Source organism: Pseudundibacterium arcticum (assembly GCF_042646465.1).
Taxonomy (GTDB): Bacteria; Pseudomonadota; Gammaproteobacteria; order Burkholderiales; family Burkholderiaceae_D; genus Undibacterium_A; species Undibacterium_A arcticum.
Genome location: NZ_JBHRTP010000023.1, coordinates 53,812 through 78,362, shown reverse-complemented (window position 1 = coordinate 78,362; position 24,551 = coordinate 53,812). Strand labels below are relative to the sequence as shown.

Genomic DNA, 24,551 nt, shown 5'->3' with positions numbered 1-24,551 from the left:
GTTTTTCATGCGAAACAGCGCTTTTTTTGCTTATACACCGCGGTGTATATCGTTCATCCTGCCGTTTGTAGCCGACGCGAGCTTCCCATGTTTGTGCAATCCCTGAGAATGACCCAGCGCGACTGGCGCGCCGGTGAACTGCGTTTTTTGTTGGTGGCGCTGATCGTGGCGGTGGCAGCGTTGTCGTCGGTCGGATTTTTTGTAGACCGGATGCGGGCCGGCTTGAATCGCGATGCAAATCAATTGCTGGGCGCCGATCTGGTGATCAATGCCGATCAACCGATCAGCGCGAGCTGGCGGGCCGAGGCGCAGCGGCGCGGGCTGGTATTGGCCGACACCATCGTGTTTCCCAGCATGGCGTTGGCCGGCGAGGGCGACCAGGCCAGTTCGCAACTGGCGTCGATCAAGGCGGTCACGCCCGGTTATCCCTTGCGCGGCAGTCTGAAAGTGACGCAGCGGATGGGCACCGATGCCGATGGCGCTGACGCCGGTAGAAGCACGCGCCACATTCCGCTGCCCGGCACGGTCTGGGTCGAGCCGAATCTGTTATCCGGACTGAACGTGACGGTCGGCAGCTCGCTGCAGCTGGGCGACAAGGTGTTCAAGATTGCGCAGGTGATTACGGCCGAGCCGGATCGCGGCGCCGCCTTCATGAATTTTGCGCCGCGCGTGATGCTGGCGGCGTCGGATCTGGCCGCGACTAACCTGGTCCAGGACGGCTCGCGCGTCACCTATCGGCTGCTGGTCGCGGCCAAGGCAAGCCAGCAGGCCAAGACGGGCGATGTTACGGCATTTCAGCGTTGGGTCCAGGCTCGCATCGATCAGGACAAGGTCAAAGGGGTGCGCATCGATTCGCTGGAATCGGGCCGGCCCGAGATGAAGGCGACGCTCGATCGCGCCGGGCAGTTTCTGGCGCTGGTCGGCCTGCTGTCGGCGATGCTGGCAGCCGTCGCGGTGGCGATGGCGGCGCGCCGTTTCATGCTGCGTCATCTCGATGCCTGCGCGATGTTGCGCTGTCTGGGCCTGACGCAGAACCAGGTGACGGCGCTGTATCTGTTCCAATTTTTGATCGTCGGGCTGGTGGGCAGCGTGGTCGGCGCGCTGGTGGGGTTTGCCGCGCACTTTGTCTTGCTGGAATGGCTCGGCAAGCTGGTATCGAATGACTTGCCGTCGGCGTCGTTGCTGCCGGGCCTGCAGGGCGTGGCCATCGGGATGCTGCTGCTGATCGGTTTTGCATTGCCGCCGATCCTGCAGTTGCGCAATGTGCCGCATAACCGCGTGATCCGGCGCGAACAGGACGCGCCACAGCCCTTGACGCTGGCCACTTACGGGTTGGGCATCGCCGCCTTTGTCGCGTTGCTGCTGTGGCAGACCGGCGACATCAAGCTGGGGCTGTTGACGGCGGCCGGCTTCCTGGGGGGCTTCGCCGGCTTCGCACTGATCGGCTGGCTGAGCCTGAAGTCGCTGAAAGCCCTGCGTGGCGCCATCAATCACGCCAGCTGGCGTTTCGCGATTACCTCCTTGCAGCGCCGTCCGGGTGCGACCGTGGTGCAAGTGGTGGCGCTGGCGCTCGGTCTGATGGCCTTGCTGCTGCTGACCGTGATCCGTGGCGAACTGATCGGCGCCTGGCGCCAGTCGACGCCGCCGGATGCGCCCAACCGCTTCGTGATCAACATCCAGCCCGATCAGAAAGACGCTATCGCGGCGCGGCTGGCCAAGAGCCATATCGCCAGTCCGCTGCTGTTCCCGATGATCCGCGGCCGCCTGATCGAGGTCAACGGCGCGCCGCTCACCGATGCCAGCTACCCCGATGATCGCGCTAAGCGGCTGGTCGATCGCGAGTTCAATCTGTCGTACATGCCCGATCTGCCGCCGCAGAATCAGGTGATTGCCGGCCGCTGGTATAGCGATCAACGGCCCGAAGCATCGGTCGAGGAGGGCATCGCCAAGACCCTGCATCTGAAGCTGGGTGACAAGCTCACTTTCGACGTCGCCGGGCAAACGGTGACGGCGCCGATCACCAGTTTGCGCAAGCTCGACTGGGGTTCGATGCGGGTCAATTTCTTTGTGATCATTAATCCGAAGGCGATGGCAGACTTGCCGCAGAGCTGGATCACGGCCTTCCATTTGCCAGAGCGCCAAGGCGCGTTTGCCACCGCACTGGCACGCGATTTTCCGAATCTGACCGTGATCGATGTCGGCAGCGTGCTCAAACAGATTCAGAATGTGCTGGATCAGGTTGTGACGGCGGTCGAGTTTCTATTCCTGTTTACGCTGGCCTCGGGGGTGCTGGTGCTATACGCGGCATTGGTCGGTTCGCAGGATGAGCGCACCCGCGAGGCCGGCCTGCTGCGCGCGCTGGGGGCGACCCGCAAGCAGTTGTCGCAGGCGCAGTGGATCGAGTTCACGCTGGTGGGCGGGCTGGCGGGTCTGCTGGCAGCGAGCGGGGCGGCTGCGGTTGGCTGGGCCTTGGCAAAATATGTATTCAATTTTGAATGGGCCTTCAGTCCGGAAGTGTGGCTCGCGGGTCTGGTGCTGGGCGCCGGCTGCGCCATCGTCGGTGGCTGGGTCGGGCTGCGCAACGTGTTGAAGCAGCCGCCCTTGCAGACGCTGCGCGAGGCCTGATGTTGTCGCGTATGCGGTGGATTATGGCAGTATGTTCTTGTTATCCATTATTTATATGCGCTATGCCGATTTAGCTTTGCCAGTATATGTTGGTTGATTGGTGCGGGCGCCGTCGGTTCGCGTAGATTGCCGGGTATATTGAATCTATTGCGTCCGGCGCGATCAAACCGGCCGTCGCTATTTCGCGCCTGTCGATGCGCTATTATTCGCCCCATGACTACTGAAGAACTGCAACAGCAAAGCGTCTATCAACTGATCGGCGGCGATACCCAACTGCGTGAACTAGTGGACCGGTTTTACGATTTGATGGAGTTCGAATCCGAATTTGGCACCATCCGCGCGCTGCATCCGGCATCGCTGGATGGCTCGCGCGACAAGTTTTACTGGTTTCTGTCCGGCTGGATGGGCGGGCCTGACCTGTTTATCGAACGCTTCGGCCATCCGCGCCTGCGGGCGCGGCACCTGCCGTACGCGATCGGCTCGATCGAGCGCGACCAATGGTTGCGCTGCATGGCGCTGGCGATGCAGGATGTCGGCGTGGAGCAGGGTTTGCAGGAGCGGCTGATGCAGTCGTTTTATCAGACCGCCGACTGGATGCGCAACAAGCCCGACTGATCGATCGCATCACGCTCGCACCTGGCTCCAATCGGTGCGCATGGTCATAGACCGCTCGCCAAACAACTAAAAAAAGACATGACCCAAATCGAATTTTTCGTGTTGCTGGCCGCGGCGGCCATCGCCATCCTGCTGCAGTTGATCGTGCTGACACTGGTGCGGGGCAAAGGACCGGATGTGGCCGGCTTGCTGTCGCAACTGCAACAGAATCTGCAAAATGCCAACGAGCGTACCGAGCGGGAGTTACGCGGCCAGGTGCAGATCACCGCGCAGGCGACACGGCAGGAATTGGGGGGGAATTTTGCACAATTTCAGCAGGCGCTGGCGGCCCAGCTGACCAGCGTCGCGACGATTCAGAACAATCAGATCGACACTTTTTCGCAACAGCTCGGCAAACTCAATGAGTCCAATGTGCAGCAGCTGGACGCGATGCGCCACGCGATGCTGCTGCAATCGCAGCAGGCCCGCGAGGAGCAGTCGGTCACGCTGACCCGATTTGGCGACACCCTCAATCAGACACTCAACAGCCTGACCGAGTCGAATGCGCAGCGCATGGCCGAAGTGCGGGCGACACTGGAAGAAAAAATCAAGGCACTGCAAACCGATAACGCGGCGCGGCTGGAGCAGATGCGCCAGACCGTCGATGAAAAACTGCACGCGACGCTGGAGCAACGGCTGGGCGAATCGTTCAAGCTGGTGTCCGACCGTCTCGAAAAAGTGCATCAGGGGCTGGGCGAGATGCAGCAACTGGCGATCGGCGTTGGCGATCTGAAGCGCGTTCTGACCAACGTCAAGACCCGCGGCACCTGGGGCGAAGTGCAACTCGAAATGTTGCTGGAGCAGGTGCTGACGCCCGAGCAATACGCAAAGAATGTTGAAACCGTACCCGGCAGCGGCGAGCGGGTCGAGTTCGCGATCAGGCTGCCCGGCAAGGACGATGGCGGCGTGCCGGTCTGGATGCCGATCGATGCCAAATTCCCCAAAGAACAATACGAGCGGCTGGCCGAAGCGGCCGACCGCGCCGACGCCGACGGTGTCGCGCAAGCCGGGCGCGAGCTGGAACGTGCGGTCCGCGGCGAAGCCAAAACCATCGCCGAAAAATACCTGTCGCCGCCACTGACCACCGATTTCGCGATCCTGTTCCTGCCGACCGAGGGCTTATATGCCGAGGTGATGCGGCGCCCCGGTCTGGCCGACGATTTGCAGCGGCTGCATCGCGTTACCATTTCCGGGCCGTCCACCTTGTCGGCCTTGTTAAACAGCCTGCAGATGGGTTTCCGTACGCTGGCACTGGAAAAGCGCTCGTCGGAAGTATGGCAGGTGCTGGGCGCAGTCAAGACCGAATTTGGCAAGTTTGGCGAGGTGCTGGCAGCGACCAAGGTGATGCTGGAGCGCGCCGCCAAGAATATCGACCAGGCTGAAACCCGTACCCGCCAGATGACGCGCAAGCTCAAGACGGTCGAGGCGCTGCCGTCCGAGGTGGCGCAGCAATTGCTGGCGGGTGAACCGGCCGAACTCTCCGAGAGAGACGCGGTGGCGCCGCTGTAGTCGCAGTTTTTGCGCCCGTCCTGTCGGCCGGCAGGCAGGGTGGCGTGCGGTCATGAGCATGCCATGTGTCATCGAATTGCCCCGCCCGCGCGTTTACTTACTAATTGCCACTGAAAGGATTTTCCATATGAAGCGCTTCCTATTCGCAGCAGCAGCCGCAACAGTGGCCGCGGCAGCTGTTCCGGCATTCGCTGCCGATGTCGGTGTCTCGGTCAGTGTTGGCGACCCCGGTTTTTATGGCCGCATTGACATCGGCAATGTGCCGCCGCCACAACTGATCTACGCGCAGCCGGTCATCGTCCAGCCGGTGGCTGTGGCAGGCCCACCGCTCTACCTGCATGTGCCGCCGGGCCATGCCAAGCACTGGAGCAAGAATTGCTATAGATACAATGCCTGCGGTCAACGGGTCTATTTCGTCCAGGATAGTTGGTATAACAACGTCTACGTTCCGAGCTACCGTGAGCATCGCGGCGGCCGGGGTGAGCATCGCGACGGGTACGACAACGGCAATAATGACCGAGGTCACGACGGTGATCATGACCGCGGTCATGACAGGGGTCATGGCAAAGGCCACGACAAGGACCACGGCAACGGGCACAAGGGTGACTGAGTCGACGCTGTTCCTGGCTACTTGATGCCCCGCATAGTCAGGCCTGTCGGCTGAGCCAGCGCCATAGTGTGCGGCACATACGGCTACGATTCGGTGTCGCGATGTAATGCCAAATCGTCGCGTCTATTTCTTCGTTTCCTCCTTCCCGACTTGGGAATGGTCGTTGGCTTGGCCGGGCAGCGGCATGGAGGTCGCTTCCTGGCCCTTGTTCAAGTTGCTGGGGCTGGATTGACCGGGGCCGCGGCTCGCGTCGCTGGCGGTGCTGGCCGACGTGTTCGGCGGGATGGTCGCGTCGGATGGCGGCAGGGCGCTGGGCGGCGCCGCGACCGAATTCGGGTTGCTGGCCATAGCCGCGTCCGCTGGCGTTACGGTCGCTGCGGTGTCGGCTTTTTTACAACCAAAAAGGCATACCGAAAGCAGACAGAGTGCAATTGCACCGCGACATCTATTCATGGTATTTCCTCCAATTGAAGCGCGTATTCAGTCTAACTGCCGGCGACAGGAAAGCAATCGGAAGTTACGCCGACTCTGCGCCAAACCAAGCTATTCGCCCGGAGATCGCCCGGCGCTGCTGAATTATTTATTATCGGATCGCTGTTGTCGATAGCGCCTATCGGCGCCCGAATTGCTTCACCATAATTTGGCCAGTGGCAATACGATGCCAGTGAACAACGACCAGTCTTGCGACGCCTTGGTCAATCCTTTGATAAAACCGAAGTCGATGGCCAGTCGGTTGCTGGGGCTATAGGTCAGCGCGGCCAGTAGTTGTGCGGTATTCGGTGCCCCCATGCGGTGCGTGCCGCTCAGTTCGGCCGTCGTGCCCCACTTGTCAGCGACCGGCAACGAGAACGAGGTGGACCAGCCGGTCTGGGTGCGTGATGTCTCCGGTTCGGACGTGCCTAGCCGGGTCAGGTTGAGGTTGGCGTCCATGTGCACCCGGTCTATGTCTCTGCTGAAAATCCCGTTCAGGCTGTAATCGGTTTTACCGCTGCCGATGCTGTCTTTCGCGGTCGCTAACTTGGCACCCAATTCCAGACCCAACGCGGTTTTATCGTCGATCAGGAAAGCGCGTTTCAGTACCAGCGTGGTATCGCCAACGCCACGTGCGCGATTGCCAAATTCGTCGCGCGCCGAGACATAGGATTCGCCGCCGATGAGGACACCCCACTGCGGGTTGAATGCCAGCTTGAATTGGTACGGCAGGCTATCGCGTTTGTTTTCGTCCATCTTGCTGCTGAGGATGCCCAGTTCCAGTTCCAGTTGCCCGGGAACCGGCAGCTGCGCCGGACTGGAGACGGACGGGCGATAGGGCGTGATCGCTGGTTCATCTGCGGCAAATGCGCAGACGCTCAATGAGGCGGCTAGCGCAGCGATAATCTGGTGTAATCGTGATCTGATCAGTGGCATTTCATTTTTCTCGGCAGATGTTCGGTCGGGTGATGTTTTTGGTGGTGTCGATCGGCTGGTGGTCTGACCGACAATGGTTGTACGATTTCTTGGGGGTCAGATCAGGCCCTCGAACAGCAGCACATCGACGTCGTCCCCGGCGGCGACGCTGGCTTGCTCATGCGACAGCACCACCATGCAATTAGCTTCCGACATCGAACGCAAGATGCCCGAGCCCTGCGACCCCGTGATGCGCACCTGCCACTGGCCATCGGCCGCGCGCGCCAGAATCCCGCGTTGATATTCGGTGCGACCCGGCCGCTTGCGGATCGCCGCTTGCGACGTGACGCGCATCAGCGGTAGCGGCGGCGCGTCGGCCCCCATCAGGTGCAGCAAGGCGTCGCGCGCGAAAAAATAGAAGGTCACCATCACCGCCACCGGATTGCCCGGCAGCCCGAACAGGTAGGCGCTCTTGCCATTCGACGTGATCTGGCCGAACGCCATCGGTCGCCCCGGCCGCATGCCAATTTTCCAGAAACAGACGTCGCCCAGTTGCGCCATCATCTGCTTGGTGTAATCGGCCGCGCCGACCGACACGCCGCCCGACGTGATCACCGCATCGGCTTGTTCGCAGGCGCTACGCAACGCCGCTTCCAGCGCCGCCGGTTCGTCCTTGACCACGCCCATGTCGATCAGTTCGCAACCAAGCCGCGTCAGCATGCCGAACAGCGTGTAGCGGTTGCTGTCGTACACGCAGCCCTGATCGAGAGGCTGGCCCAGCGAGCTCAACTCGTCACCGGTCGAGAAGAAGGCGACACGCAAGCGCCGCTGCAGCGGCACCGCGGCGATGCCGAGCGACGCCAGCAGACCGAGCTCGGCCGGACGCAGGATTTTTCCCTTGCACAGCGCCGCCGTGCCGGCCTGCAGGTCCTCGCCGCGCAGGCGGCGGTTGTCGCCGCTCTTGACGACGCCAGGCGGAATGGTGACCTGAGTAGCGGATGCATCCTGGGTAAATTCCTGTGGCACCACCGTATCGCAACCGTCCGGCATCACGCCGCCGGTCATGATGCGCATGCATTCGCCGGCCGTCGGCACTACGTCGCAGGCGTTGCCGGCATAGCTGGTGCCAATGATCTGTAGCGTGACCGCTGCCTGCGGGTCCAGATCGGTACTGCGCAGGGCATAGCCATCCATCGCGGAATTGTCATGTGCCGGCACGTCGATCGGCGAGATGATGTCTGCGGCCAGCACGCGACCGAGCGCGTCGTGCAGCCCGACCGTTTCAACCGTTTCCAGCGGCGCAATGACGCTACGGATGATTTGCTGCGCCTGCGCCACAGGCAGTGCGTCGGGGTCGTAATCGGACAGGCAACTGACTATCTCGGCAAGTGTCGGATTTTGCATGGTGGATGGCGCCAATATCAGGAGAAAAAATGATTGTATCAATTCGGATCAGATCCGGACTCAATCGGACGCGCAGCGTTCGAACACGGCAGGACTATCGCGCTTCAGGACAGTAACCGTTGTGCGAATCCCCAGATTTATGTCATTGCAGGCACTTTTCCGGCAACGCATATGGACGCGTCCGCAAGCCTCAATCAGACGATCGCCGCCGCTCAAGCACAGTTTTCAGATTTTGAAGCGCCCTGGACGACTGGCGTTTGAGTATCCAGCGCGTCAGCGTCGCATCGAGATGGCGCCACGGCCGGCGCTTCGAGCGGTATTCCAGCGTGCGGTGGAAGCGGCAACCACTATCGGTGGGCATGATCGTGTAGATGATGTGTGCCATTCCATTGCAGGTGTCGGTGGTAATTTCCCAGCGTTGTGGCGGCACGCAAGCCAGAACAGTCCAAATCGCCTGATCGCGGCGACCTGCCACCGCGATCAGTTCAAGCATAGTCTCGCCGGCAGTCAGTGGCCGATCCGGAACGTTGCGCACCTCAACCGTTGCCGGATGCCAGGTGTGCCATAGCGCCGGTGTGGATGCATAATCGAAGACTTGCTGGGGCGAGCAATCGATGTCGATCTCGGTGTCCACGCGCACGCAGGTCAGGGAAAATAATTCCCATTGCTTTGCAGCGTCGTTCACCATCATCATCGATTTCCCTCGGTTTTTTTAGCTGATCCGCGTATAGCGATGGATCGCAGGTGGTTGCGCCAGCAGATCTCCGGCGTTGGCGATCGCTGCGACGACGTGCGGCGCCGTCAGGTGAGCATCCGCCGCTGCCTGATCTGTCCAATGCTCGATGGTCACAAACTCGAGCGGATCATCGTTATTCTGAAACAGGTCATAACTCACGCAACCTGGCTCGCGGCGCGTAGGATCAACCAGATCTCGCAGGATTTTGCCAAGCGCGCTTGCAGAATCGGCGCGCGATGAAATTCGGGCCATAATTTTGATCATCGTCTTCCCCCTCCTTGATACACGGTTAGATTGGTTCAAACCTGCGCAAATCCTCCAGCGTATTGATATTGCGAAACGCCGTCGCGTCGTCAAACACCACCTCGGCCACCTTCAGCGACGCATACCACTGATCGACCTTGCGACCACCGCCTTGCAGGAATTCGGTCAGATGCGGCCGCAGCGATGTCTTCAACAGGCAAAACACCGGATGCGACTGGCGCCGCGGCTCACCGCCTTCATCTTCCAGCGTGACGGCGACCGCCAGATCGGCGTCCTCATGCACCAAGGCCTGATACAGACGTGTCACCAGATCGGTCGGCAGGAAGGGGGAATCGCAGGGCGCGGTGACCAGATAGGGCGTTTCGCAATGGCCCAAACCGGTTTGCAGGCCCGCCAGCGGACCGGCAAAACCAGTTAGCTCGTCGGGCCAGACCGGCACGCCGAAGCCTTCATACGGGCCCAGATTCTGGTTCGCATTGATCATCAGATCACCCACTTGCGGCGCCAGTCGCAACATCACATGCAGCGCCATCGGCGCGCCGCGAAACGACTGCAGACCCTTGTCCACGTTGCCCATTCTGCTGCCGCGGCCGCCCGCCAGGATCAGGCCGGTGATGAGGTCGTTCGTTGCATTTTTCTGTGCAGGCATGGTTGCTGGCTCCTGTTCGGCGGCTTGGTCAGATGGGAAATATTTTTATGGAATTCGATCCGGCAGTGTTTCGATGCCGCGTTTTTATTGCGCTGCTGCGGTCATCCCGCAATCGTACCGCAAATGAGTCACACAAAATCATCATGGAGTATGTGTAATTCTCGACGTATTTAGCTGCGGATAAATGCCAGCGGCAGCTGGGTGTGGCGCGATACGGTCGCCAAATTTAACAAGGATCACCTACAAAGAATTGACGACGGGCCCGGCCAAACTGGAAGTGGTATCGATTGCACCGGCGCGACCAAGCAAAGATGTTTGGCGATGTGCAGGAGAGTTATCTGAAATCCTGGCGCAAGCCTGCATGAACGTACAGAAAATTATTGACCACTAAAGGAGCTTGAAATGGACAAGGCATTCTGGTTGCAACGGTTTTTCCTGGTCACGAAACTGGTGTTCGCGGTGCTGATGGTCGGCGAGCTGATGAAGGGGCACGCGGTTGATGTCGCATTATGGAACAGTCTGGTGTGGTCGCTGCTGTCGAGCGCGATCTACACCGGTGCCAGTGTCTATAAGCTGCATCCGGACGAGACCCGCGCACTGTGCCGCGACGTGTTTACAGACTGAGCGACCATCGGTCACGACGGTGCGAGCAGGTGGATCAGCGTCAGCCGCCGATATACGACATCTCCACCTTCTTGACGGCCGACCCCAGTTCGGCCGTTTTTTCACTGCGAAGCTCGGAATAGCGATCGGAGCGCGCACGCCACAGATGCGCCACCGCGCTGGAAATTTCCGCATCCGAGCGGCCGCTGCGCAGCAATGCGCGCAGATCGTGACCGCCGGTCGCGAACAGGCAAGTGTACAGTTTGCCTTCGGTGGATAGCCGGGCCCGGTTGCAGGCGTGGCAGAAGGCCTGGGTCACGCTGGAAATCACGCCGATCTCGCCGCCTCCGTCGACATAGCGCCAGCGCGCTGCAGTCTCGCCGGTGCAATTGGCTTCGATTGCTTGCAGCGGCATCAGGGCGCTGATACGGCGCACCACGTCGGCCGAGGGAATCACTTCATCCATGCGCCAGCCGTTCGACGCGCCGACGTCCATGTATTCGATGAAGCGCAGGATATATGGCGTGCCCTTGAAGTGACTCGCCATCGGCAGGATTTCCTGCTCGTTCCAGCCGCGCTTGACCACCATGTTGATCTTGATCGGTCCCAGTCCGGCGCGGTGGGCGGCATCGATGCCGCGCAGCACGTCGGCGACCGGAAAGTCGACATCGTTCATGCGCTGGAAGGTGGCTTCGTCGAGTGCGTCGAGCGACACCGTGACGCGGTTCAGGCCGGCATCCTTCAGCGCCTGTGCCTTTTTCGCCAACAGCGAGCCATTGGTGGTCAGCGTCAGGTCAAGGTCGCGACCGTCCGGCGTTTTCAATGCGCGCAACATGGCGACCAGTTTCTCGATATTTTTGCGCAGCAGCGGTTCGCCGCCAGTCAGTCGGATCTTCTCGACGCCGTGTGCGACAAAAATTCCTGCCAGCCGCGTGATTTCCTCGAACGAGAGCAGCGAGGTGTGCGGCAGGAAGGCGTAGTCCTTGTCGAACACATCTTTCGGCATGCAGTACACGCAACGAAAATTGCAGCGATCGGTGACCGAAATCCGCAAATCGTGCAGTGGCCGCGCCAGGGTGTCGGTCAGCAGGCCGTTGGGCTGCTCCAGGCGAACGGGGATCACCGGCACCGCAGTCAGCGTGCGATGGTCGGCGAGAGGGATCACTTTTTCAGGCATTTTGTCGGAGTATGTTGCCATTGCCTAAGGAATCATTGCGGAAATGGATTGTATCTAATGGAGTATATTCTGCGCTTGGGCACTTGGCGCTGCTTCGGCTAGCCGATCGCCACGGCAATCGATGGTAAATACGATACCACGAGGCCGGCAAGCGCGCAGGCGAGGATCAGCTTGATGGTGCCGATCTTGTAGTGGAACACCGCGATGCAGGCCGCTACAGTGATCGCCAGCGCCAGATAATCGAGATGCGGTTGCGGTGATGTGAGCAGGAACACCTGCTGCGCGAAGAATAGCGCGAGGCTGACGATCACGCCGACCACTGCGGCCGAGATCGCGGTCAGCGGCGCGGTCAGGTGAATATTGTCGCGCGTCGATTCGACCATGGGGCCGCCGGCCAGGATGAAGATGAACGACGGCAAGAAGGTGAAAAAGGTGGCGACGCTGGCCCCCACCGCGCCCGCCAGCGGCAGCGCATCGGCACCGAACAGCGCCTTGCTCCAGCCGCCGACGAAACCAACGAACGCGACGATCATGATCAAGGGGCCGGGCGTGGTTTCGCCCAGCGCCAGGCCGTCGATCATCTGCGGGCCGCTCAGCCAGTGATAGGTTTCGACACCGCCCTGATAGACATAGGGCAGCACGGCATAAGCGCCGCCAAAGGTCAGCAATGCCGCTTTGCTGAAGAACCAGCCCATCTGTGCGTACGGTTGATGAATGCCGAACAGCGCCGCGATTGCCAGCCATGCGCTGACACCGAGCCCGACCCCGACCGCCAGTACGGCAATCAGCCTGGCCCACGAGAAGCGCGCGTGCAGCGGTGTCGGCGTGGCATCATCGATGATCGCCGCGCCATACGACTTGGGGACGCCGCCGTGGCCGCCGCCGATCACGAACAGATCGGGCCGGACCCGGCCGCCGATCCAGCCCAGCAGTGCGGCAACCAGGATAATCAGCGGAAACGGCACGTGCCCGACCGCAATCGCCAGCAAGGCCGCGACCGCAATCGCGATCAGCCACGCATTTTTCAGCGTGCGTGCGCCGATGCGCGCCGCCGCCGCTAATACGATGGCCACCACCGCCGGCTTGATGCCATACAGCACGCCGGCCACCAGCGGCACGTTGCCGAAAGCCATGTAAATCCAGGTCAGCGCGATCAGGATCACCAGCGACGGCAGCACGAACAATGTGCCGGCGATGAGGCCGCCGCGTGTCCGGTGCATCAGCCAGCCGATATAAACGGCCAGTTGGGTCGCTTCCGGCCCGGGCAGCACCATGCAGTAATTGAGGGCGTGCAGGAAGCGCTGCTCCGAAATCCAGCGTCGTTTTTCGACCAGCTCGGCATGCATCAGCGCAATCTGGCCGGCCGGCCCGCCGAAGCTGATGAAGCCGAGTTTCAGCCAATACCAGAAGGCGGCGCTCAGGCTGACGTCGGCAGGTCGTACGGTGTCCGGACTAGGCATAGTGGATGGGGGAAGGGTGAGCAAGTTGCTGACTTTTTAATTATTTTTAATTATTTTTAATTATTTTTAATTGTTTTTAATTGTCATTGGTTCAAAGCGCGGGTGTGTGAAAAAGGGAGCCATCGGCTCCCTTTTTCGTTGCATTGCATTGCATCGCAGTGCGATGTAGTGCGTCACATCGCTGTGAATTTCTTCGGTATTGAGAAGAATTTCACTTATTGATGATGATGTGTATCCACCTGGATCAATGGCTCGGCCGGCAATGGCGGCAAGGCCTTGCGTTCCCGCGGTACGCGCGGTGCGGCAGCCACTTTCTCGGCGGCCTCCTGTGCGGCACGCAATTTTTCCGGGTCGGTGCCGGCCAGTGTCAAGCCGGCGGAGTCGAGCACCTGACGTAGATCGTCGAGTGGCATCGGCGCCGGCTGGATGGCCGCCGCCGCAGCTACTGGCGCCGCAGCGACAGGAGCAATCGGTGCGACCGGTGCGACCGGTGCGACCGGTGCGACCGGTACGACTATTGCCGGAGCAACGGGTGCTGGCATCTCAGGTGCAACGGCTTGCGTCACGATCACCGGTTCGGCGATCGGCAGCGGTGCTGCAGTTGCCGGTTCGACTTCCAGTGCCGCGGTCACGACCGGCTCGGCAATGACCGGTGCGGTGGCGACCAGCGCAGGTGCAGGTGCAGGCGCAGGTGCAGGAGCCGGTACCACGGCAACCGGTTCGATCAAGCGCTGTTGTACCTGTTCCGCTTGTTGTGCCTGTTGTGCCTGTGCCGCTTGTTCGGCTACCGGCTCGAAACTGGCTGCAGGTGCCGATGCGCCAGCGTCCACGTGGTCGCCGTGTTCTGCGCCAACCATTGCTTCGCTTGTCTCACCTGCTTCGCCTGCCTCACGGTCGCGGCGATTGCGGTTGCGACCGCCACGACGGCGACGGCGACGCGGCTCTTCACCTGGCTCTTCAGACTCGGTATCCGGACCGCCGGCCGTGATCGGCATGGCGTCGTCTGTCTCCGCTGGTGCCGATGCTGGGACGGTTGCGGTGGTGATCGCGGTCGCAGCGACGGCGCCAGCAGCAGCTAGCAGCGCAGCATCTTTCAATGCGGCGTCGTCGGTTTTTGTGTCAACTGCCAGCATTTCCTTGCGCTCTTCGCGCGGGCGTGGCGGACGCTCACCGCGTTCGCGGTTGCCTTCACTGCCCTCGCGCGCCTCACGTGGTTCCCGCGGTGGGCGTGGTGGACGCGGCTGGCGCGCTGCCTTGTTGTCGGCAATGTCGGCTGGTACCGGCTTGTTGCTGTCTTTGAGCGTTTCTTTGCCTGACTCCGGACGCTGTTCGCTACGTCCGGCTTCGCGTTCGTCCCGGTTGCGACCGCCACGACCGCGTCCGCGTTGACCGCGGCCGTTGCGATCGCCGCGCTCACCACGTTCGCCGCCATTGGCCGGCTTGGCTTCCTTGACCGGCTCGGCGGCGGCCACAGGTGCCACCGGCTTGCTGCGGAACAGGCCGAACAGGCGGCTGAAGAAACCTTCTTCGGCAGCGACCATGACGGGTGCGGCCGGTGCAACCGGGGCCGTCGGTTCCGGTTTGCGCTCGACGATCGGAGCCGGCTGATCAGGGGTGATGCTCTTGACCATCGCTTCCTGGCGCGGCTTGATTTCTTCTTTCTGGCGCTTGCTGTAACCGATGTCGGTTTCGGCATGCTCGGCCATGGTGTAGCTGGCACTGCTGTCTTCCAGGCGCGGATCGTCGTGTTTGATGCGCTCGAGCTTGTAGTGCGGCGTTTCCAGATGCTTGTTCGGGATCAGCAGGATCGTGACGCGATGACGGGTCTCGATCTTCAGCACTTCGCCACGTTTTTCATTGAGCAGGAAGGCCGCGACGTCGACCGGTACCTGGACGTGGATGGTGGCCGAATTTTCCTTCATCGCTTCTTCCTGGATGATGCGCAGGACTTGCAATGCGGACGATTCGGTGTCGCGGATGTGGCCCGTGCCGCTGCAGCGCGGGCAGGTCACGTGGCTGCCTTCGGACAGGGAAGGGCGCAGACGCTGGCGCGACAATTCCATCAGGCCGAAACGGGAAATCTTGCCCATCTGGACGCGGGCACGATCGAAGTGCAACGCATCCTTCAGGCGGGTTTCGACTTCACGCTGGTTCTTTGCGTTCTCCATGTCAATGAAGTCGATCACGATCAGGCCGCCCAAATCGCGCAGGCGCAATTGGCGTGCCACTTCTTCGGCAGCTTCGCAGTTGGTGTTGAAGGCGGTGGTTTCGATGTCCGAGCCGCGGGTGGCGCGGGCCGAGTTGACGTCGACCGAGACCAGCGCTTCAGTATGATCGATCACGATCGCGCCGCCCGATGGCAACGGCACGGTACGCGAGTAGGCGGTTTCGATCTGGTGTTCGATCTGGAAGCGCGAGAACAGCGGCACGTCGTCGCTGTAGCGCTTGACGCGATGCACCATGTCGGGCATCACGTGGCTCATGAATTGATGCGCCTGGTCGTAGATCTCGTCGGTGTCGATCAGGATCTCGCCGATGTCAGGCTGGAAGTAATCGCGAATCGCGCGGATCACCAGCGACGATTCCTGGTAAATCAGGAACGCGCCCGATGCCGACTTGCCGGCGCCTTCGATCGCGCGCCACAGTTGCATCAGGTAGTTCAGGTCCCATTGCAGTTCATCGACGTTGCGGCCGATGCCGGCGGTACGGGCGATCACCGACATGCCATTCGGCAGGTCCAGCTTGTCCATGGTGTCGCGCAGTTCCTGGCGTTCTTCGCCTTCGACCCGGCGCGATACGCCGCCGCCGCGTGGATTGTTCGGCATCAAGACCAGATAGCGCCCGGCCAGCGACACGAACGAGGTCAGGGCGGCGCCCTTGTTGCCGCGCTCTTCCTTCTCGACCTGGACCATGATTTCCTGGCCTTCGCGCAGCGCTTCTTTGATCGACGCGTTACGGACGTCGACGCCTTCCTTGAAATAGGTGCGGGCTACTTCCTTGAATGGCAGGAAACCGTGGCGCTCTTCACCGTAATTGACGAAACAGGCTTCGAGCGATGGCTCGATACGCGTGATCACGCCTTTGTAGATGTTGGACTTGCGCTGTTCGCGTCCGGCGGTTTCGATATCGATGTCGATGAGCTTTTGCCCGTCGACGATGGCTACGCGCAATTCTTCCTGCTGCGTGGCATTGAACAACATGCGTTTCATTTTTTTACTCCGTGACGCGAACGTCATCTTCAGGGCCGCACACCGTTTGACGGCTGCGGCAAAGGTACAGGGATGTACGCGGGAGCGGAGTATCTGGCGGGTGGAATTGCCTTATTGTGCGACGGTGCAGCGCAAATGCGCCAATGCCGCAACGGGGCGCGAATGAAGTCGATCGAGATGCCGAGTGCACGCATCACTTGCGCTTTGCTGGTCATGCGCCCCGAATAAGTCGGGTGCAGAGAGCTAACTCGCAGGCGGTGAGCAGGGTAATAGAGCCAAACAGAATTTTGCGGTTCAGCGAAAACGGCATACGTTATCAACTACATCAACCAGCGAGCTTACAAACTGTATTTCTCGCCGGACTTATCCTTACAATCCAGACATTCTGGTCCAACATCCTGGCGCGTTATCCGATGACAACAACGGTGCGACCTTGATTCGCGCAGGGATGCGGCGTACACGTCTTTTCCATCGAATTTGCAAATTGGCGAGGCCGATGGAGACGCCCCTGTGTAGAATGGTCTTTTTATTCTTACACCAGCAGTGGTTTTAACCCCACCGCGAAAACAATTATATATTCAAAATGAAGGACTTAGAGAGATTTTCTGGGAAAGTCGCTGAAAAGTCGACGCCCGCCCACGCATCACAAGCTCACTCCCAAGTCCAGCCCCAGGTCCAGCGCGTCACGATTTCCGATGAAGAGGCCGGACAGCGTATCGACAACTACCTGTTGCGCGTCTGCAAAGGCGTGCCGAAGAGTCATATTTATCGCGTGCTGCGCTCCGGCGAGGTGCGCGTCAACAAGGGCCGGATCGACCAGACCTACCGCTTGGCGGCCGGCGATGTGCTGCGCATTCCACCGATCAGGGTTGCTGAAAAGACAGCGCCAACGGCACCGGGTGCCGAGTTCAAGATCCTGTTCGAAGACAGCCATCTACTGATTATCGACAAGCCGGCCGGCGTCGCGGTCCACGGCGGCTCGGGCGTCAGCTATGGCGTGATCGAGCAGTTGCGCGCAGCGCGGCCGGATGCGAAATTCCTGGAACTGGTGCACAGGCTGGATCGCGAAACCTCGGGAATATTACTGCTGGCGAAGAAACGGTCTGCCCTCGTCAATCTGCACGAACAGATTCGCGCCGGCCTGCTCGACAAGCGCTATCTGGTGCTGGTGCATGGTGATTGGCAAAATACGCGGCAGCATGTCAAATTGCCGCTGTTTAAGTACACCACGCCGGACGGCGAGCGGCGGGTGAGAGTGCAGGCCGATGGCTTGCCGTCGCACACCGTGTTCATTTTGCTGCGCAAGTTCGACCAATTCGCATTGCTGGAAGCTGAGCTCAAGACCGGCCGCACCCATCAAATCCGGGTCCATCTCGCGTCCAGCGGTTTCGCCATTGCCGGCGACGACAAGTACGGCGACTTTGCGCTGAACCGGGCGTTGCTGAAGGCGAACGAGACGCGCGGCGCATTGAAGCGGATGTTTTTGCACGCGCACCAGATCACCTTCACCCATCCCGAAACCGGCAAGCCGGTGACGCTCAATGCGCCGCTGGCGCCGGAGTGCGATCGCTTCCTGAAGAGTCTCGGGAAGCCGGTGGTGCAAAGCAGGTGAGCTTGGGCAGGGCTGTCAGAAATGACAGGGTGGCGATGAGCTGAAATATATACTCCAATGCCATCGGATCCATCCGGCAGTAATTTAATGAAGATATTTCATATACTGCCATGAGTCTGCCAAATATGCGAAATGGAAGAGGTTTAACATCGGACTAACGCGGAGCGCGCGTATAAACTTAGGGATCGTAAGCAAGCTTTAGACAAGGCCGACTAATAAATTGAAATGAATCAATTAAAATCGGTCATATTCATATATTAATTACCGACAGAACACATAGAAGGAGCTGGCAGCGGCGCTGCCAGGCAACATGGCAAGAAAGCAATTTGATTTGATCGTCTTCGACTGGGATGGCACCTTGATGGACAGTACCGCGACCATCGTCAAGTGCATCCAGGCCGCTGCCAGGGACTTGGGACTCCCGATACCGCAGGACCGCGCCGCCTCGTATGTGATCGGGCTCGGCCTGCAGGAGGCGATGGAGGCAGTACTGCCCAAACTGGATCCGAAATACTATCCGCGCATGGTCGAGCGCTACCGTTATCATTATCTGACGCAGGATCATGAGCTGACCTTGTTTGACGGGGTGCGCGAGATGCTGACCGAGTTGTCGCATGACGGCTATTTTCTTGCCGTCGCCACTGGCAAGAGCCGCGTCGGCTTGAACCGTGCGCTCGATATCGCCAAGCTGCTGTCGTTGTTCGATGCGACGCGCTGCGCCGATGAAACCTTCTCGAAGCCGCATCCTGCAATGTTGCAGGAACTGACGCGCGAACTGGGACAGGATATGAAGCGAACCGTCATGATCGGCGACACCACGCACGATCTGCAGATGGCGGCCAACGCAGGCGCCGCCGGGATTGCGGTACGTTACGGCGCTCATCCCGCGCATGAACTCGATGCCTTGATGCCGATGTACTCGGCGGCCTCGGTGGCCGAACTGCGCGACTGGCTCAATCAGAATGCGTGACCCTGCCTTGATGGAAACCAGACGGTGATGAACGAGCAATTGATCACGATCTGTGCGTCCGACAGTGTTCAGGAGGGCGGCAAAGGCGTACGCTTCGCCGTCACCGCAGGCGGCGAGGCCGCCACCGGGTTTGTGGTGCGCTATGGCGGCGTCGCGCATGCCTACCTGAATCGCTGCGCCCATGTGCCGATGGAACTGGACTGGACCGAAGGCGAGTTTTTTGAATCCAGCGGGCTGTACCTGATGTGTGCCACGCACGGTGCGATCTACGAGCCGGAGAGTGGACATTGCGTCGGTGGCCCCTGTCGCGGTGGACGGCTGCGTGTGATCAAGGTAGTCGAAACGGATCACCAGATATGTTGGCAACCGGATAATTACATTCAGCCAGCCAACAATGGAAGCGACGACGCCATACAGGCTTTAACCAACCGATAAATGACGAAGAGAAGTGACAAGATGAGTGACAATAATCTTAGTAATAATGAATCGAATCCCGCGCCAGGACTGCCGGCCGGCATCAGAAAAGACGGCTGGGAACGCGAGGTGCTCGAGAAACTGGTATTTGCCACGCTCAAGGAGCAGCGCGCACGCCGCCGATGGGGGATATTTTTCAAATTCGTGCTGCTGGCATTCATCGTGGTCGGCATCAAGCTGGCATTGAACTACAACAATGACAATATCGAGATCACCGGCACGCATACCGCGCTGGTCGAGATTAACGGTGAAATCGAAGACAGCGGCAGCGGTTCCTCCGCAAACGTGATTCCAGCATTGAATCGGGCCTTTGGTGACAGCGGTTCGGTCGGCGTCGTGCTGCGGATCAATAGTCCGGGCGGCAGTCCGGTCCAGTCCGGCATGATCAACGATGAAATCACCCGCCTGCGCAAGGCCTATCCGCATAAGCCGTTATACGTCGTAGTCGATGAAATGTGCGCGTCCGGTGGCTATTACATCGCGGCGGCGGCAGAAAAAATCTACGTCAACAAGGCCAGCATCATCGGCTCGATCGGCGTGCTGATGGATGGCTTCGGTTTCACCGGCATCATGGACAAGGTCGGCATCGAGCGCCGCTTGCTGACCGCCGGCGCGAACAAGGGCTTTCTGGATCCGTTCAGCCCGCAAAGCGCGAAACAGAAAGCGCACGCGCAGGAGATGCTGGATGAAATTCATCAACAATTTATCTCAGTGGTTCGTATCGGGCGCGGCAAACGTCTGATCGAGACGCCGGAAACCTTTTCTGGCCTGTTCTGGAGCGGCGCAAAAGCGATCGAGATGGGTTTGGCCGATGATTTCGGTACCGTCGACAGTGTCGCGCGCGATGTCTTCAAGGCTGAAGACATCGTTGATTACACCCAGCATGAAGGCCTGTCCGATCGCGTGCTGAAGAAATTCGGCGCGGCGATTGGCGCCGGTGCGGTGAAATCGGTGTGGCACGGTGCCAAACCGATCTTGCATTGAAGACATGATCGCGCATGGCACATTTTTACCAGCAGGGGCGCATTAAAATAAGATGAGTTACTTCCAGTTACCGATGCCGAATATCCGCTTGCATGTTCTCCCCGGTGTTCTATATTGAATGCGTGATCGGCTAGTTTGAAAGGGGGCAGATATCGGCATCATGAAAAGCCCGCAAGACAGATTGAGCGTGGTGGTCTGCATCTAGTTGGTCAACGTTTTTAGATGCGGAGCTCGTACTGGATTGAATGAATACAAGCAGTCAATGCTCCCGCGTAAGCGGCTGTGAGGAGATTCGGTTTCCTCGAAATTAGTGAAGAAGTAAAGGAACCCGAAAACGGCAGCGCAACACTGCCGTTTTCATTTTATGGGTCCGCGATGATTCCCCCGGCCGTGCCTGTGATGAGCCGTGCCGTCCCCCATGTGATGTCAACCGATGGTATGACGGCGTAAAGTTGGGCCGCTTGGCCATTGGTGTGCTGGAGCAGGTGTGCTGGAGCAGTTGGGCACTGCTCGCGACTATGGCGTTGCTGGCGTCGGGCGTTTTTTATCGTTGATGCGGAAATGACTCTGCAGAAAATCGACCACATATAAATCCAGACTCGGTGTGCTGTGGGTCCAGACTTTGCCATGTTTAACCAGGCGATTCAGTTTTTTCGACTTGATATTCATTCCCAGCACCGGTAGTTGCTGGCTATGATAGGCGGCGAGCTCGGCTGCAACCGAAGGTTCGTTATCAAAAAATAGCCATTCCTGCAAAAACTGCGATTGCATCTGTTCCAGTTCGTGTCGTACCGGCTCCGCCACCGGGCACCGGATTTCCACATTGCTCTTCGGGAAATCGGTAATCCAGTGCTCGCGCAAATCGTCTTCCACACTGCGGTGCAGGACCGTCGATTTGTTGGCGTAGTAATTCTCGATCATATAGTAGGCGGCCCAGACATGCTGGTCCTTGGCCTGCGCATACCAACCGAAGATATCGGCATTTGACGCGAGATAAAACATCGCCTCGACCGAGCCGGTGCCGGCCGTTGAAAACGCTAGATGCGCCTTGGGTTGCATAACGTTCAATTCGCGAGTTGCGGGGTGGTTCAGACGAAGCAATTCACCGCCAATCCGGGTGGCGTCATCGCTGCGACAGGGAAACGTTGTTGCCGGAAACTGACCATCTCCCAGCAGCCAACGTTCATCGTCCAACATCAACTGATCGCCATGTTTTATAGATCGTTATACAACGGGATGGTTCATGGAAAAGATGCTTTGTGATCATTGGGCTGGCGCCTTCTGGTATGCATCACGCGACCGGTGATGAAGGCCGCGCCGTTGCACATGGGCACCCTCTCGCGACGGATCAACCGACGCCGCCGATCATCCAGCGCCGTTGCCGGCCGCCAGAATTTGTATCACCGCATCGTCGCTGACTTGCGGGAAATCGCGATAGAACTGCCCAACCGCGTTGAAATTGGCCGATGCCAGCAGGCAAACTACGTCGTCGGCCAGTGGCCTGATGATGTCCAAGCTTTCGATCGATGCAACCGGCACCGCGCAGATCAGCGTGGCGGGCTGTCGGGCGCGTACTGCATGCAGGGCGGCGACCATGGTGGCGCCGGTGGCCAGACCATCGTCGACCACGATCACGACGCGACCGGCCGGATCCGCCGGCGGCTTGAACGGTCGAAATAGCGCACGCTTTTTCTGCAGTGCCGCCAGCTGTTGCCGTTGTTCGTGTTCGAGATGTGCACTGGCGATCTCCGCCGCCTCCGCAAAGGGTGACAGGTACACCCAGCCGGTCTCATCGATCGAGCCGATCGCATATTCGCTGTTGAGGGGAGCGCCGAGCTTATGCACCAGCACAATGTCGAGTTCACCACCCAGGCGCGCAGCGATGATCTGCGCCATCGGCACCGCGCCGCGCGGGATGGCGAGCACCAGGGGGTTCCTGTCTCGATATTGCAGGAGTTCAGTCGCCAGCAGTTGCGCAGCCTGTGCGCGGTCGGCGAAAGTGGCGGTCGCTTTCATGGGGGCCAGTTGGAGGATTCATCGTCGCGATGGCACCCCATGCGTTGGGGACATCGGGTCGATTGCCACGGCGAGTGATTAAGTATAGTGTGTCGCCGTCGATAGCAATTGACGGTCCTCAAAAATCGGTAGCGGCCCGTGTGGCCAACACGCCTAGAGCGGAATGGTGATTTCGATCAGGGTGCCATGACCCAGTTCGCCGGTGATCGAAAGTTCGCCCTGCATTGCGCGTACCCGCTCGCGCATGCCGACCAGGCCGAACGAGCGTTCCTTGTGCAGCTCGGCGTGGGCGATGCCGCGCCCGTCGTCCTGGATACTGATCACCAGGAAGCCCTTGTGGCGGGCCAGCTTCAGCGTCACTTTACTCGCCTGCGCATGGCGCACGATGTTGGTCAGCGATTCCTGGATAATGCGAAAGATAGCAGTACTGCGTGCATCGTCGAGCGCCAGCGCTGCTTCATTGGCGACCAGGCGGCAGTCGATGCCGTGTCGCGCGATGAATTCCTTGCGCAGCGATTCGAGTGCGAAATACAGACCGCCTTCATCCAGCGCGCGGGGCCGCAAATCGGTGGCGATACGTCGGAGTGAGGTGATCGAGGTGACCAGCAATTTGTCCATGCTCCCGAGCAACTGCTCGGAGCGGGAGGTCTGGACCGGTTGCTGTTGCAGCAGCGACAGATCCATCCGCATCGCAGCCAGCAACTGACCCAGATCGTCGTGCAAGTCGCGCGCAATGTGTTTGCGCTCTTCCTCGCGCACCGCATTGAGTGCAATCGCAAACTGGCTCAGCTCCTTATGCGATTGCGCCATCTGCTCCTGAATCTGCCTGCGCTCGGTAATATCGCGCAAAATCACGGTGTAGATCCGGTCGTCGTTGACCATCATGCTGGAAATCGAACCTTCCAGCGGAAATTCCTCGCCATTGGATTTCACGCCGATCACGGCATGGTCGGTGGCGCGCCGGCCGGTCATGCGTATCGAAATTTCATTATTTCCCGGATAACTATGATGCTCATCTGGCGCAGTGCGCTCTTGCTGTGGTAGGTAGTCTTCCAGCGACTTGCCTTGCATTTCTTCAACCGTAGTGCGGAACATCGCGGCCGCCGCTGCATTGGCCTGGACAATTTTTTGTGATTCGTCGGTCGAAATGATTGCGTCGTTGGCGTTCTCAATGATGCCGGTCATCCGCATCTGACTCTGATCGATGCCCGAGCTGGTCTCTTCCATCTGTTGCAGCAGCGCGGTCTGAGCCGCATATGGGGTATGCAGACCGATGGTCAGCGTCGCGCGGCACAGCGACAGCGCAGCGATCGCCATGCACAGCTGCGCCAGCACGTTGAACATATTCATCGCCGGCTCGATGGTCGTGCTGGCGACGAAATACAGCGCCGAAAATGCCATCGCGGCCGCAGCGATCAAGGCGTTGAAATGCAGCGTGGTGCGGTCCGATGTCGCCTGCTCGCTGGTCTGCATCGTCGTGCGCAACTGCCGGTACAGCAATACGCCCGTGACCGCATTGACTGCGGCGATCGCATATTCGACGTTCAGATACAGCGTGGTCGGTCCCCGACCAACAATCAACAACGGCGGCAGCAGGTCGGCATGACGAAAAATCAGACTCGCGACAACGCCCACCGTGACCACGGCGAGTGTCAGCGCCGCGGTCGCAGCGCGCCGGCGGACGCGGCTATTGAAGGGAAGCAGGGCGATCATCAGCAGCGACTTGGCGGCAACGGCACGCGCGAACAGGCTTAAATATCTATCCCGCGACAGGTTGGCCGGTGTATTGATATCGAACAGGCCTTGTACGCTCATCATGTGCAAGGCGTCCAGCAGCGCGATGCATAGGGCGGCAATTGCCAGCACCACCATACCCTGCTTGCGGTTCTCGCCCAATGCATTCCAGCCAAGGACAAAAACCACGCCGAACATGGCGATGGCGCCGGTTTCCAGCAGTTCGCTCAGTACGGGCACACCGCCATTCAGGCGGTGGTCGGTAAATTCTGCGCCCAACCCGCTGGCCGCAAAAAACAGCAGGAGAACGCCAAGAATCGCGCGCGCGTGATCAAGCTTGTATGGGGTGGCCAATTTCATACCCTCATCATAGCGAACCTGCGCCGATGTGGGTTGCAGGCGGGTAATCAACTGTGCAAATTGATACGCAAGCAGGCTCGGTAGCTGCCAGTATCATTGCCACGCGAGCATGGTA

General features: G+C 59.7%; 21 protein-coding genes. 9 read left to right on the top strand and 12 right to left on the bottom strand.

The window, feature by feature from the left end; all coding sequences use genetic code 11:
* Nucleotides 1–87 precede the first annotated feature (87 nt).
* The 4 genes from ACFOFO_RS08495 to ACFOFO_RS08480 all read left to right on the top strand — a co-directional run bounded on the left by ACFOFO_RS08495 (nucleotide 88) and on the right by ACFOFO_RS08480 (nucleotide 5,398).
* Nucleotides 88–2,625: an ABC transporter permease gene (locus tag ACFOFO_RS08495; RefSeq protein WP_390331354.1), complete on the top strand. Its 2,538-nt coding sequence runs from the start codon at nucleotides 88–90 to the stop codon at nucleotides 2,623–2,625.
* Nucleotides 2,626–2,838: 213 nt separating this feature from the next.
* Nucleotides 2,839–3,240, top strand: coding sequence for a group II truncated hemoglobin (locus tag ACFOFO_RS08490; protein WP_390323773.1), 402 nt, complete (start codon nucleotides 2,839–2,841; stop codon nucleotides 3,238–3,240).
* A 78-nt stretch (nucleotides 3,241–3,318) separates the two neighbouring features.
* Entirely contained in the window at nucleotides 3,319–4,788 is a 1,470-nt protein-coding gene (locus ACFOFO_RS08485) for a DNA recombination protein RmuC (RefSeq protein WP_390331352.1), read from the top strand.
* A 127-nt stretch (nucleotides 4,789–4,915) separates the two neighbouring features.
* Entirely contained in the window at nucleotides 4,916–5,398 is a 483-nt protein-coding gene (locus ACFOFO_RS08480) for a hypothetical protein (RefSeq protein WP_390323777.1), read from the top strand.
* A 123-nt stretch (nucleotides 5,399–5,521) separates the two neighbouring features.
* On the opposite strand, the gene ACFOFO_RS08475 is transcribed toward ACFOFO_RS08480, so the two are convergent.
* The 6 genes from ACFOFO_RS08475 to mobA all read right to left on the bottom strand — a co-directional run bounded on the left by ACFOFO_RS08475 (nucleotide 5,522) and on the right by mobA (nucleotide 9,837).
* On the bottom strand, nucleotides 5,522–5,851 hold the full coding sequence (locus ACFOFO_RS08475) for a hypothetical protein (RefSeq protein ID WP_390323778.1): 330 nt from the start codon (nucleotides 5,849–5,851) through the stop codon (nucleotides 5,522–5,524).
* Between the two features lie 177 nt (nucleotides 5,852–6,028).
* Complete coding sequence (locus ACFOFO_RS08470; protein WP_390323780.1) at nucleotides 6,029–6,805, bottom strand: transporter; 777 nt, start codon at nucleotides 6,803–6,805, stop codon at nucleotides 6,029–6,031.
* 96 nt (nucleotides 6,806–6,901) lie between these two features.
* Nucleotides 6,902–8,188 carry a molybdopterin molybdotransferase MoeA gene (gene moeA / locus ACFOFO_RS08465; protein ID WP_390323782.1) on the bottom strand — a complete coding sequence of 429 codons (1,287 nt, stop codon included), beginning with the start codon at nucleotides 8,186–8,188 and terminating at the stop codon, nucleotides 6,902–6,904.
* Nucleotides 8,189–8,378: 190 nt separating this feature from the next.
* Nucleotides 8,379–8,879 carry an SRPBCC family protein gene (locus tag ACFOFO_RS08460; RefSeq protein ID WP_390331350.1) on the bottom strand — a complete coding sequence of 167 codons (501 nt, stop codon included), beginning with the start codon at nucleotides 8,877–8,879 and terminating at the stop codon, nucleotides 8,379–8,381.
* Nucleotides 8,880–8,900: 21 nt separating this feature from the next.
* Nucleotides 8,901–9,227, bottom strand: coding sequence for a putative quinol monooxygenase (locus ACFOFO_RS08455; protein WP_390331348.1), 327 nt, complete (start codon nucleotides 9,225–9,227; stop codon nucleotides 8,901–8,903).
* A complete protein-coding gene (mobA, locus tag ACFOFO_RS08450; RefSeq protein WP_390331346.1) occupies nucleotides 9,214–9,837 on the bottom strand; it encodes a molybdenum cofactor guanylyltransferase MobA in 624 nt (207 codons plus the stop codon). The genes ACFOFO_RS08455 and mobA overlap by 14 nt, the downstream gene beginning before the upstream one ends.
* Nucleotides 9,838–10,239: 402 nt before the next feature.
* Between mobA and ACFOFO_RS08445 the strand changes: the two genes are divergently transcribed.
* On the top strand, nucleotides 10,240–10,461 hold the full coding sequence (locus tag ACFOFO_RS08445; RefSeq protein ID WP_390323786.1) for a hypothetical protein: 222 nt from the start codon (nucleotides 10,240–10,242) through the stop codon (nucleotides 10,459–10,461).
* Nucleotides 10,462–10,501: 40 nt separating this feature from the next.
* Here the strand turns inward: ACFOFO_RS08445 and moaA are convergent, their stop codons facing one another.
* From moaA to ACFOFO_RS08430, 3 genes are all read right to left on the bottom strand, one after another.
* Nucleotides 10,502–11,617 (bottom strand): GTP 3',8-cyclase MoaA, encoded by a 1,116-nt coding sequence (moaA, locus tag ACFOFO_RS08440; protein WP_390331376.1) that lies wholly within the window; start codon nucleotides 11,615–11,617, stop codon nucleotides 10,502–10,504.
* Between the two features lie 98 nt (nucleotides 11,618–11,715).
* A complete protein-coding gene (gene chrA / locus ACFOFO_RS08435; protein ID WP_390323788.1) occupies nucleotides 11,716–13,077 on the bottom strand; it encodes a chromate efflux transporter in 1,362 nt (453 codons plus the stop codon).
* A 215-nt stretch (nucleotides 13,078–13,292) separates the two neighbouring features.
* Nucleotides 13,293–16,286, bottom strand: coding sequence for an Rne/Rng family ribonuclease (locus ACFOFO_RS08430; RefSeq protein WP_390323790.1), 2,994 nt, complete (start codon nucleotides 16,284–16,286; stop codon nucleotides 13,293–13,295).
* Between the two features lie 583 nt (nucleotides 16,287–16,869).
* Between ACFOFO_RS08430 and ACFOFO_RS08425 the strand changes: the two genes are divergently transcribed.
* The 4 genes from ACFOFO_RS08425 to ACFOFO_RS08410 all read left to right on the top strand — a co-directional run bounded on the left by ACFOFO_RS08425 (nucleotide 16,870) and on the right by ACFOFO_RS08410 (nucleotide 20,326).
* Complete coding sequence (locus ACFOFO_RS08425) at nucleotides 16,870–17,898, top strand: RluA family pseudouridine synthase (RefSeq protein ID WP_390323792.1); 1,029 nt, start codon at nucleotides 16,870–16,872, stop codon at nucleotides 17,896–17,898.
* 310 nt (nucleotides 17,899–18,208) lie between these two features.
* Entirely contained in the window at nucleotides 18,209–18,868 is a 660-nt protein-coding gene (locus ACFOFO_RS08420) for an HAD-IIIA family hydrolase (RefSeq protein ID WP_390323794.1), read from the top strand.
* A gap of 27 nt (nucleotides 18,869–18,895) precedes the next feature.
* A complete protein-coding gene (locus ACFOFO_RS08415; protein WP_390323797.1) occupies nucleotides 18,896–19,303 on the top strand; it encodes a Rieske (2Fe-2S) protein in 408 nt (135 codons plus the stop codon).
* Between the two features lie 21 nt (nucleotides 19,304–19,324).
* Nucleotides 19,325–20,326, top strand: coding sequence for a S49 family peptidase (locus ACFOFO_RS08410; protein ID WP_390323798.1), 1,002 nt, complete (start codon nucleotides 19,325–19,327; stop codon nucleotides 20,324–20,326).
* A gap of 516 nt (nucleotides 20,327–20,842) precedes the next feature.
* On the opposite strand, the gene ACFOFO_RS08405 is transcribed toward ACFOFO_RS08410, so the two are convergent.
* The 3 genes from ACFOFO_RS08405 to ACFOFO_RS08395 form a co-directional block, all read right to left on the bottom strand.
* The gene (locus ACFOFO_RS08405; RefSeq protein WP_390323799.1) at nucleotides 20,843–21,523 is read right to left on the bottom strand and encodes a hypothetical protein; all 681 of its coding nucleotides are present in this window, start codon (nucleotides 21,521–21,523) and stop codon (nucleotides 20,843–20,845) included.
* Nucleotides 21,524–21,691: 168 nt separating this feature from the next.
* On the bottom strand, nucleotides 21,692–22,342 hold the full coding sequence (locus tag ACFOFO_RS08400) for a phosphoribosyltransferase (protein ID WP_390323801.1): 651 nt from the start codon (nucleotides 22,340–22,342) through the stop codon (nucleotides 21,692–21,694).
* A 153-nt stretch (nucleotides 22,343–22,495) separates the two neighbouring features.
* Nucleotides 22,496–24,436: an MASE3 domain-containing protein gene (locus ACFOFO_RS08395; RefSeq protein WP_390331344.1), complete on the bottom strand. Its 1,941-nt coding sequence runs from the start codon at nucleotides 24,434–24,436 to the stop codon at nucleotides 22,496–22,498.
* Nucleotides 24,437–24,551 lie beyond the last annotated feature (115 nt).

Excerpts from the sequence above, each read along its gene's own strand:
- ACFOFO_RS08495 (WP_390331354.1), top strand. The coding sequence starts at position 88 with ATGTTTGTGCAATCCCTGAGAATGACCCAGCGCGACTGGCGCGCCGGT.
- ACFOFO_RS08490 (WP_390323773.1), top strand. The coding sequence starts at position 2,839 with ATGACTACTGAAGAACTGCAACAGCAAAGCGTCTATCAACTGATCGGC.
- ACFOFO_RS08485 (WP_390331352.1), top strand. The coding sequence starts at position 3,319 with ATGACCCAAATCGAATTTTTCGTGTTGCTGGCCGCGGCGGCCATCGCC.
- ACFOFO_RS08480 (WP_390323777.1), top strand. The coding sequence starts at position 4,916 with ATGAAGCGCTTCCTATTCGCAGCAGCAGCCGCAACAGTGGCCGCGGCA.
- ACFOFO_RS08475 (WP_390323778.1), bottom strand. The coding sequence starts at position 5,851 with ATGAATAGATGTCGCGGTGCAATTGCACTCTGTCTGCTTTCGGTATGC.
- ACFOFO_RS08470 (WP_390323780.1), bottom strand. The coding sequence starts at position 6,805 with ATGCCACTGATCAGATCACGATTACACCAGATTATCGCTGCGCTAGCC.
- moeA (WP_390323782.1), bottom strand. The coding sequence starts at position 8,188 with ATGCAAAATCCGACACTTGCCGAGATAGTCAGTTGCCTGTCCGATTAC.
- ACFOFO_RS08460 (WP_390331350.1), bottom strand. The coding sequence starts at position 8,879 with ATGATGGTGAACGACGCTGCAAAGCAATGGGAATTATTTTCCCTGACC.
- mobA (WP_390331346.1), bottom strand. The coding sequence starts at position 9,837 with ATGCCTGCACAGAAAAATGCAACGAACGACCTCATCACCGGCCTGATC.
- ACFOFO_RS08445 (WP_390323786.1), top strand. The coding sequence starts at position 10,240 with ATGGACAAGGCATTCTGGTTGCAACGGTTTTTCCTGGTCACGAAACTG.
- moaA (WP_390331376.1), bottom strand. The coding sequence starts at position 11,617 with ATGCCTGAAAAAGTGATCCCTCTCGCCGACCATCGCACGCTGACTGCG.
- chrA (WP_390323788.1), bottom strand. The coding sequence starts at position 13,077 with ATGCCTAGTCCGGACACCGTACGACCTGCCGACGTCAGCCTGAGCGCC.
- ACFOFO_RS08430 (WP_390323790.1), bottom strand. The coding sequence starts at position 16,286 with ATGAAACGCATGTTGTTCAATGCCACGCAGCAGGAAGAATTGCGCGTA.
- ACFOFO_RS08425 (WP_390323792.1), top strand. The coding sequence starts at position 16,870 with ATGAAGGACTTAGAGAGATTTTCTGGGAAAGTCGCTGAAAAGTCGACG.
- ACFOFO_RS08420 (WP_390323794.1), top strand. The coding sequence starts at position 18,209 with ATGGCAAGAAAGCAATTTGATTTGATCGTCTTCGACTGGGATGGCACC.
- ACFOFO_RS08415 (WP_390323797.1), top strand. The coding sequence starts at position 18,896 with ATGAACGAGCAATTGATCACGATCTGTGCGTCCGACAGTGTTCAGGAG.
- ACFOFO_RS08410 (WP_390323798.1), top strand. The coding sequence starts at position 19,325 with ATGAGTGACAATAATCTTAGTAATAATGAATCGAATCCCGCGCCAGGA.
- ACFOFO_RS08405 (WP_390323799.1), bottom strand. The coding sequence starts at position 21,523 with ATGTTGGACGATGAACGTTGGCTGCTGGGAGATGGTCAGTTTCCGGCA.
- ACFOFO_RS08400 (WP_390323801.1), bottom strand. The coding sequence starts at position 22,342 with ATGAAAGCGACCGCCACTTTCGCCGACCGCGCACAGGCTGCGCAACTG.
- ACFOFO_RS08395 (WP_390331344.1), bottom strand. The coding sequence starts at position 24,436 with ATGAAATTGGCCACCCCATACAAGCTTGATCACGCGCGCGCGATTCTT.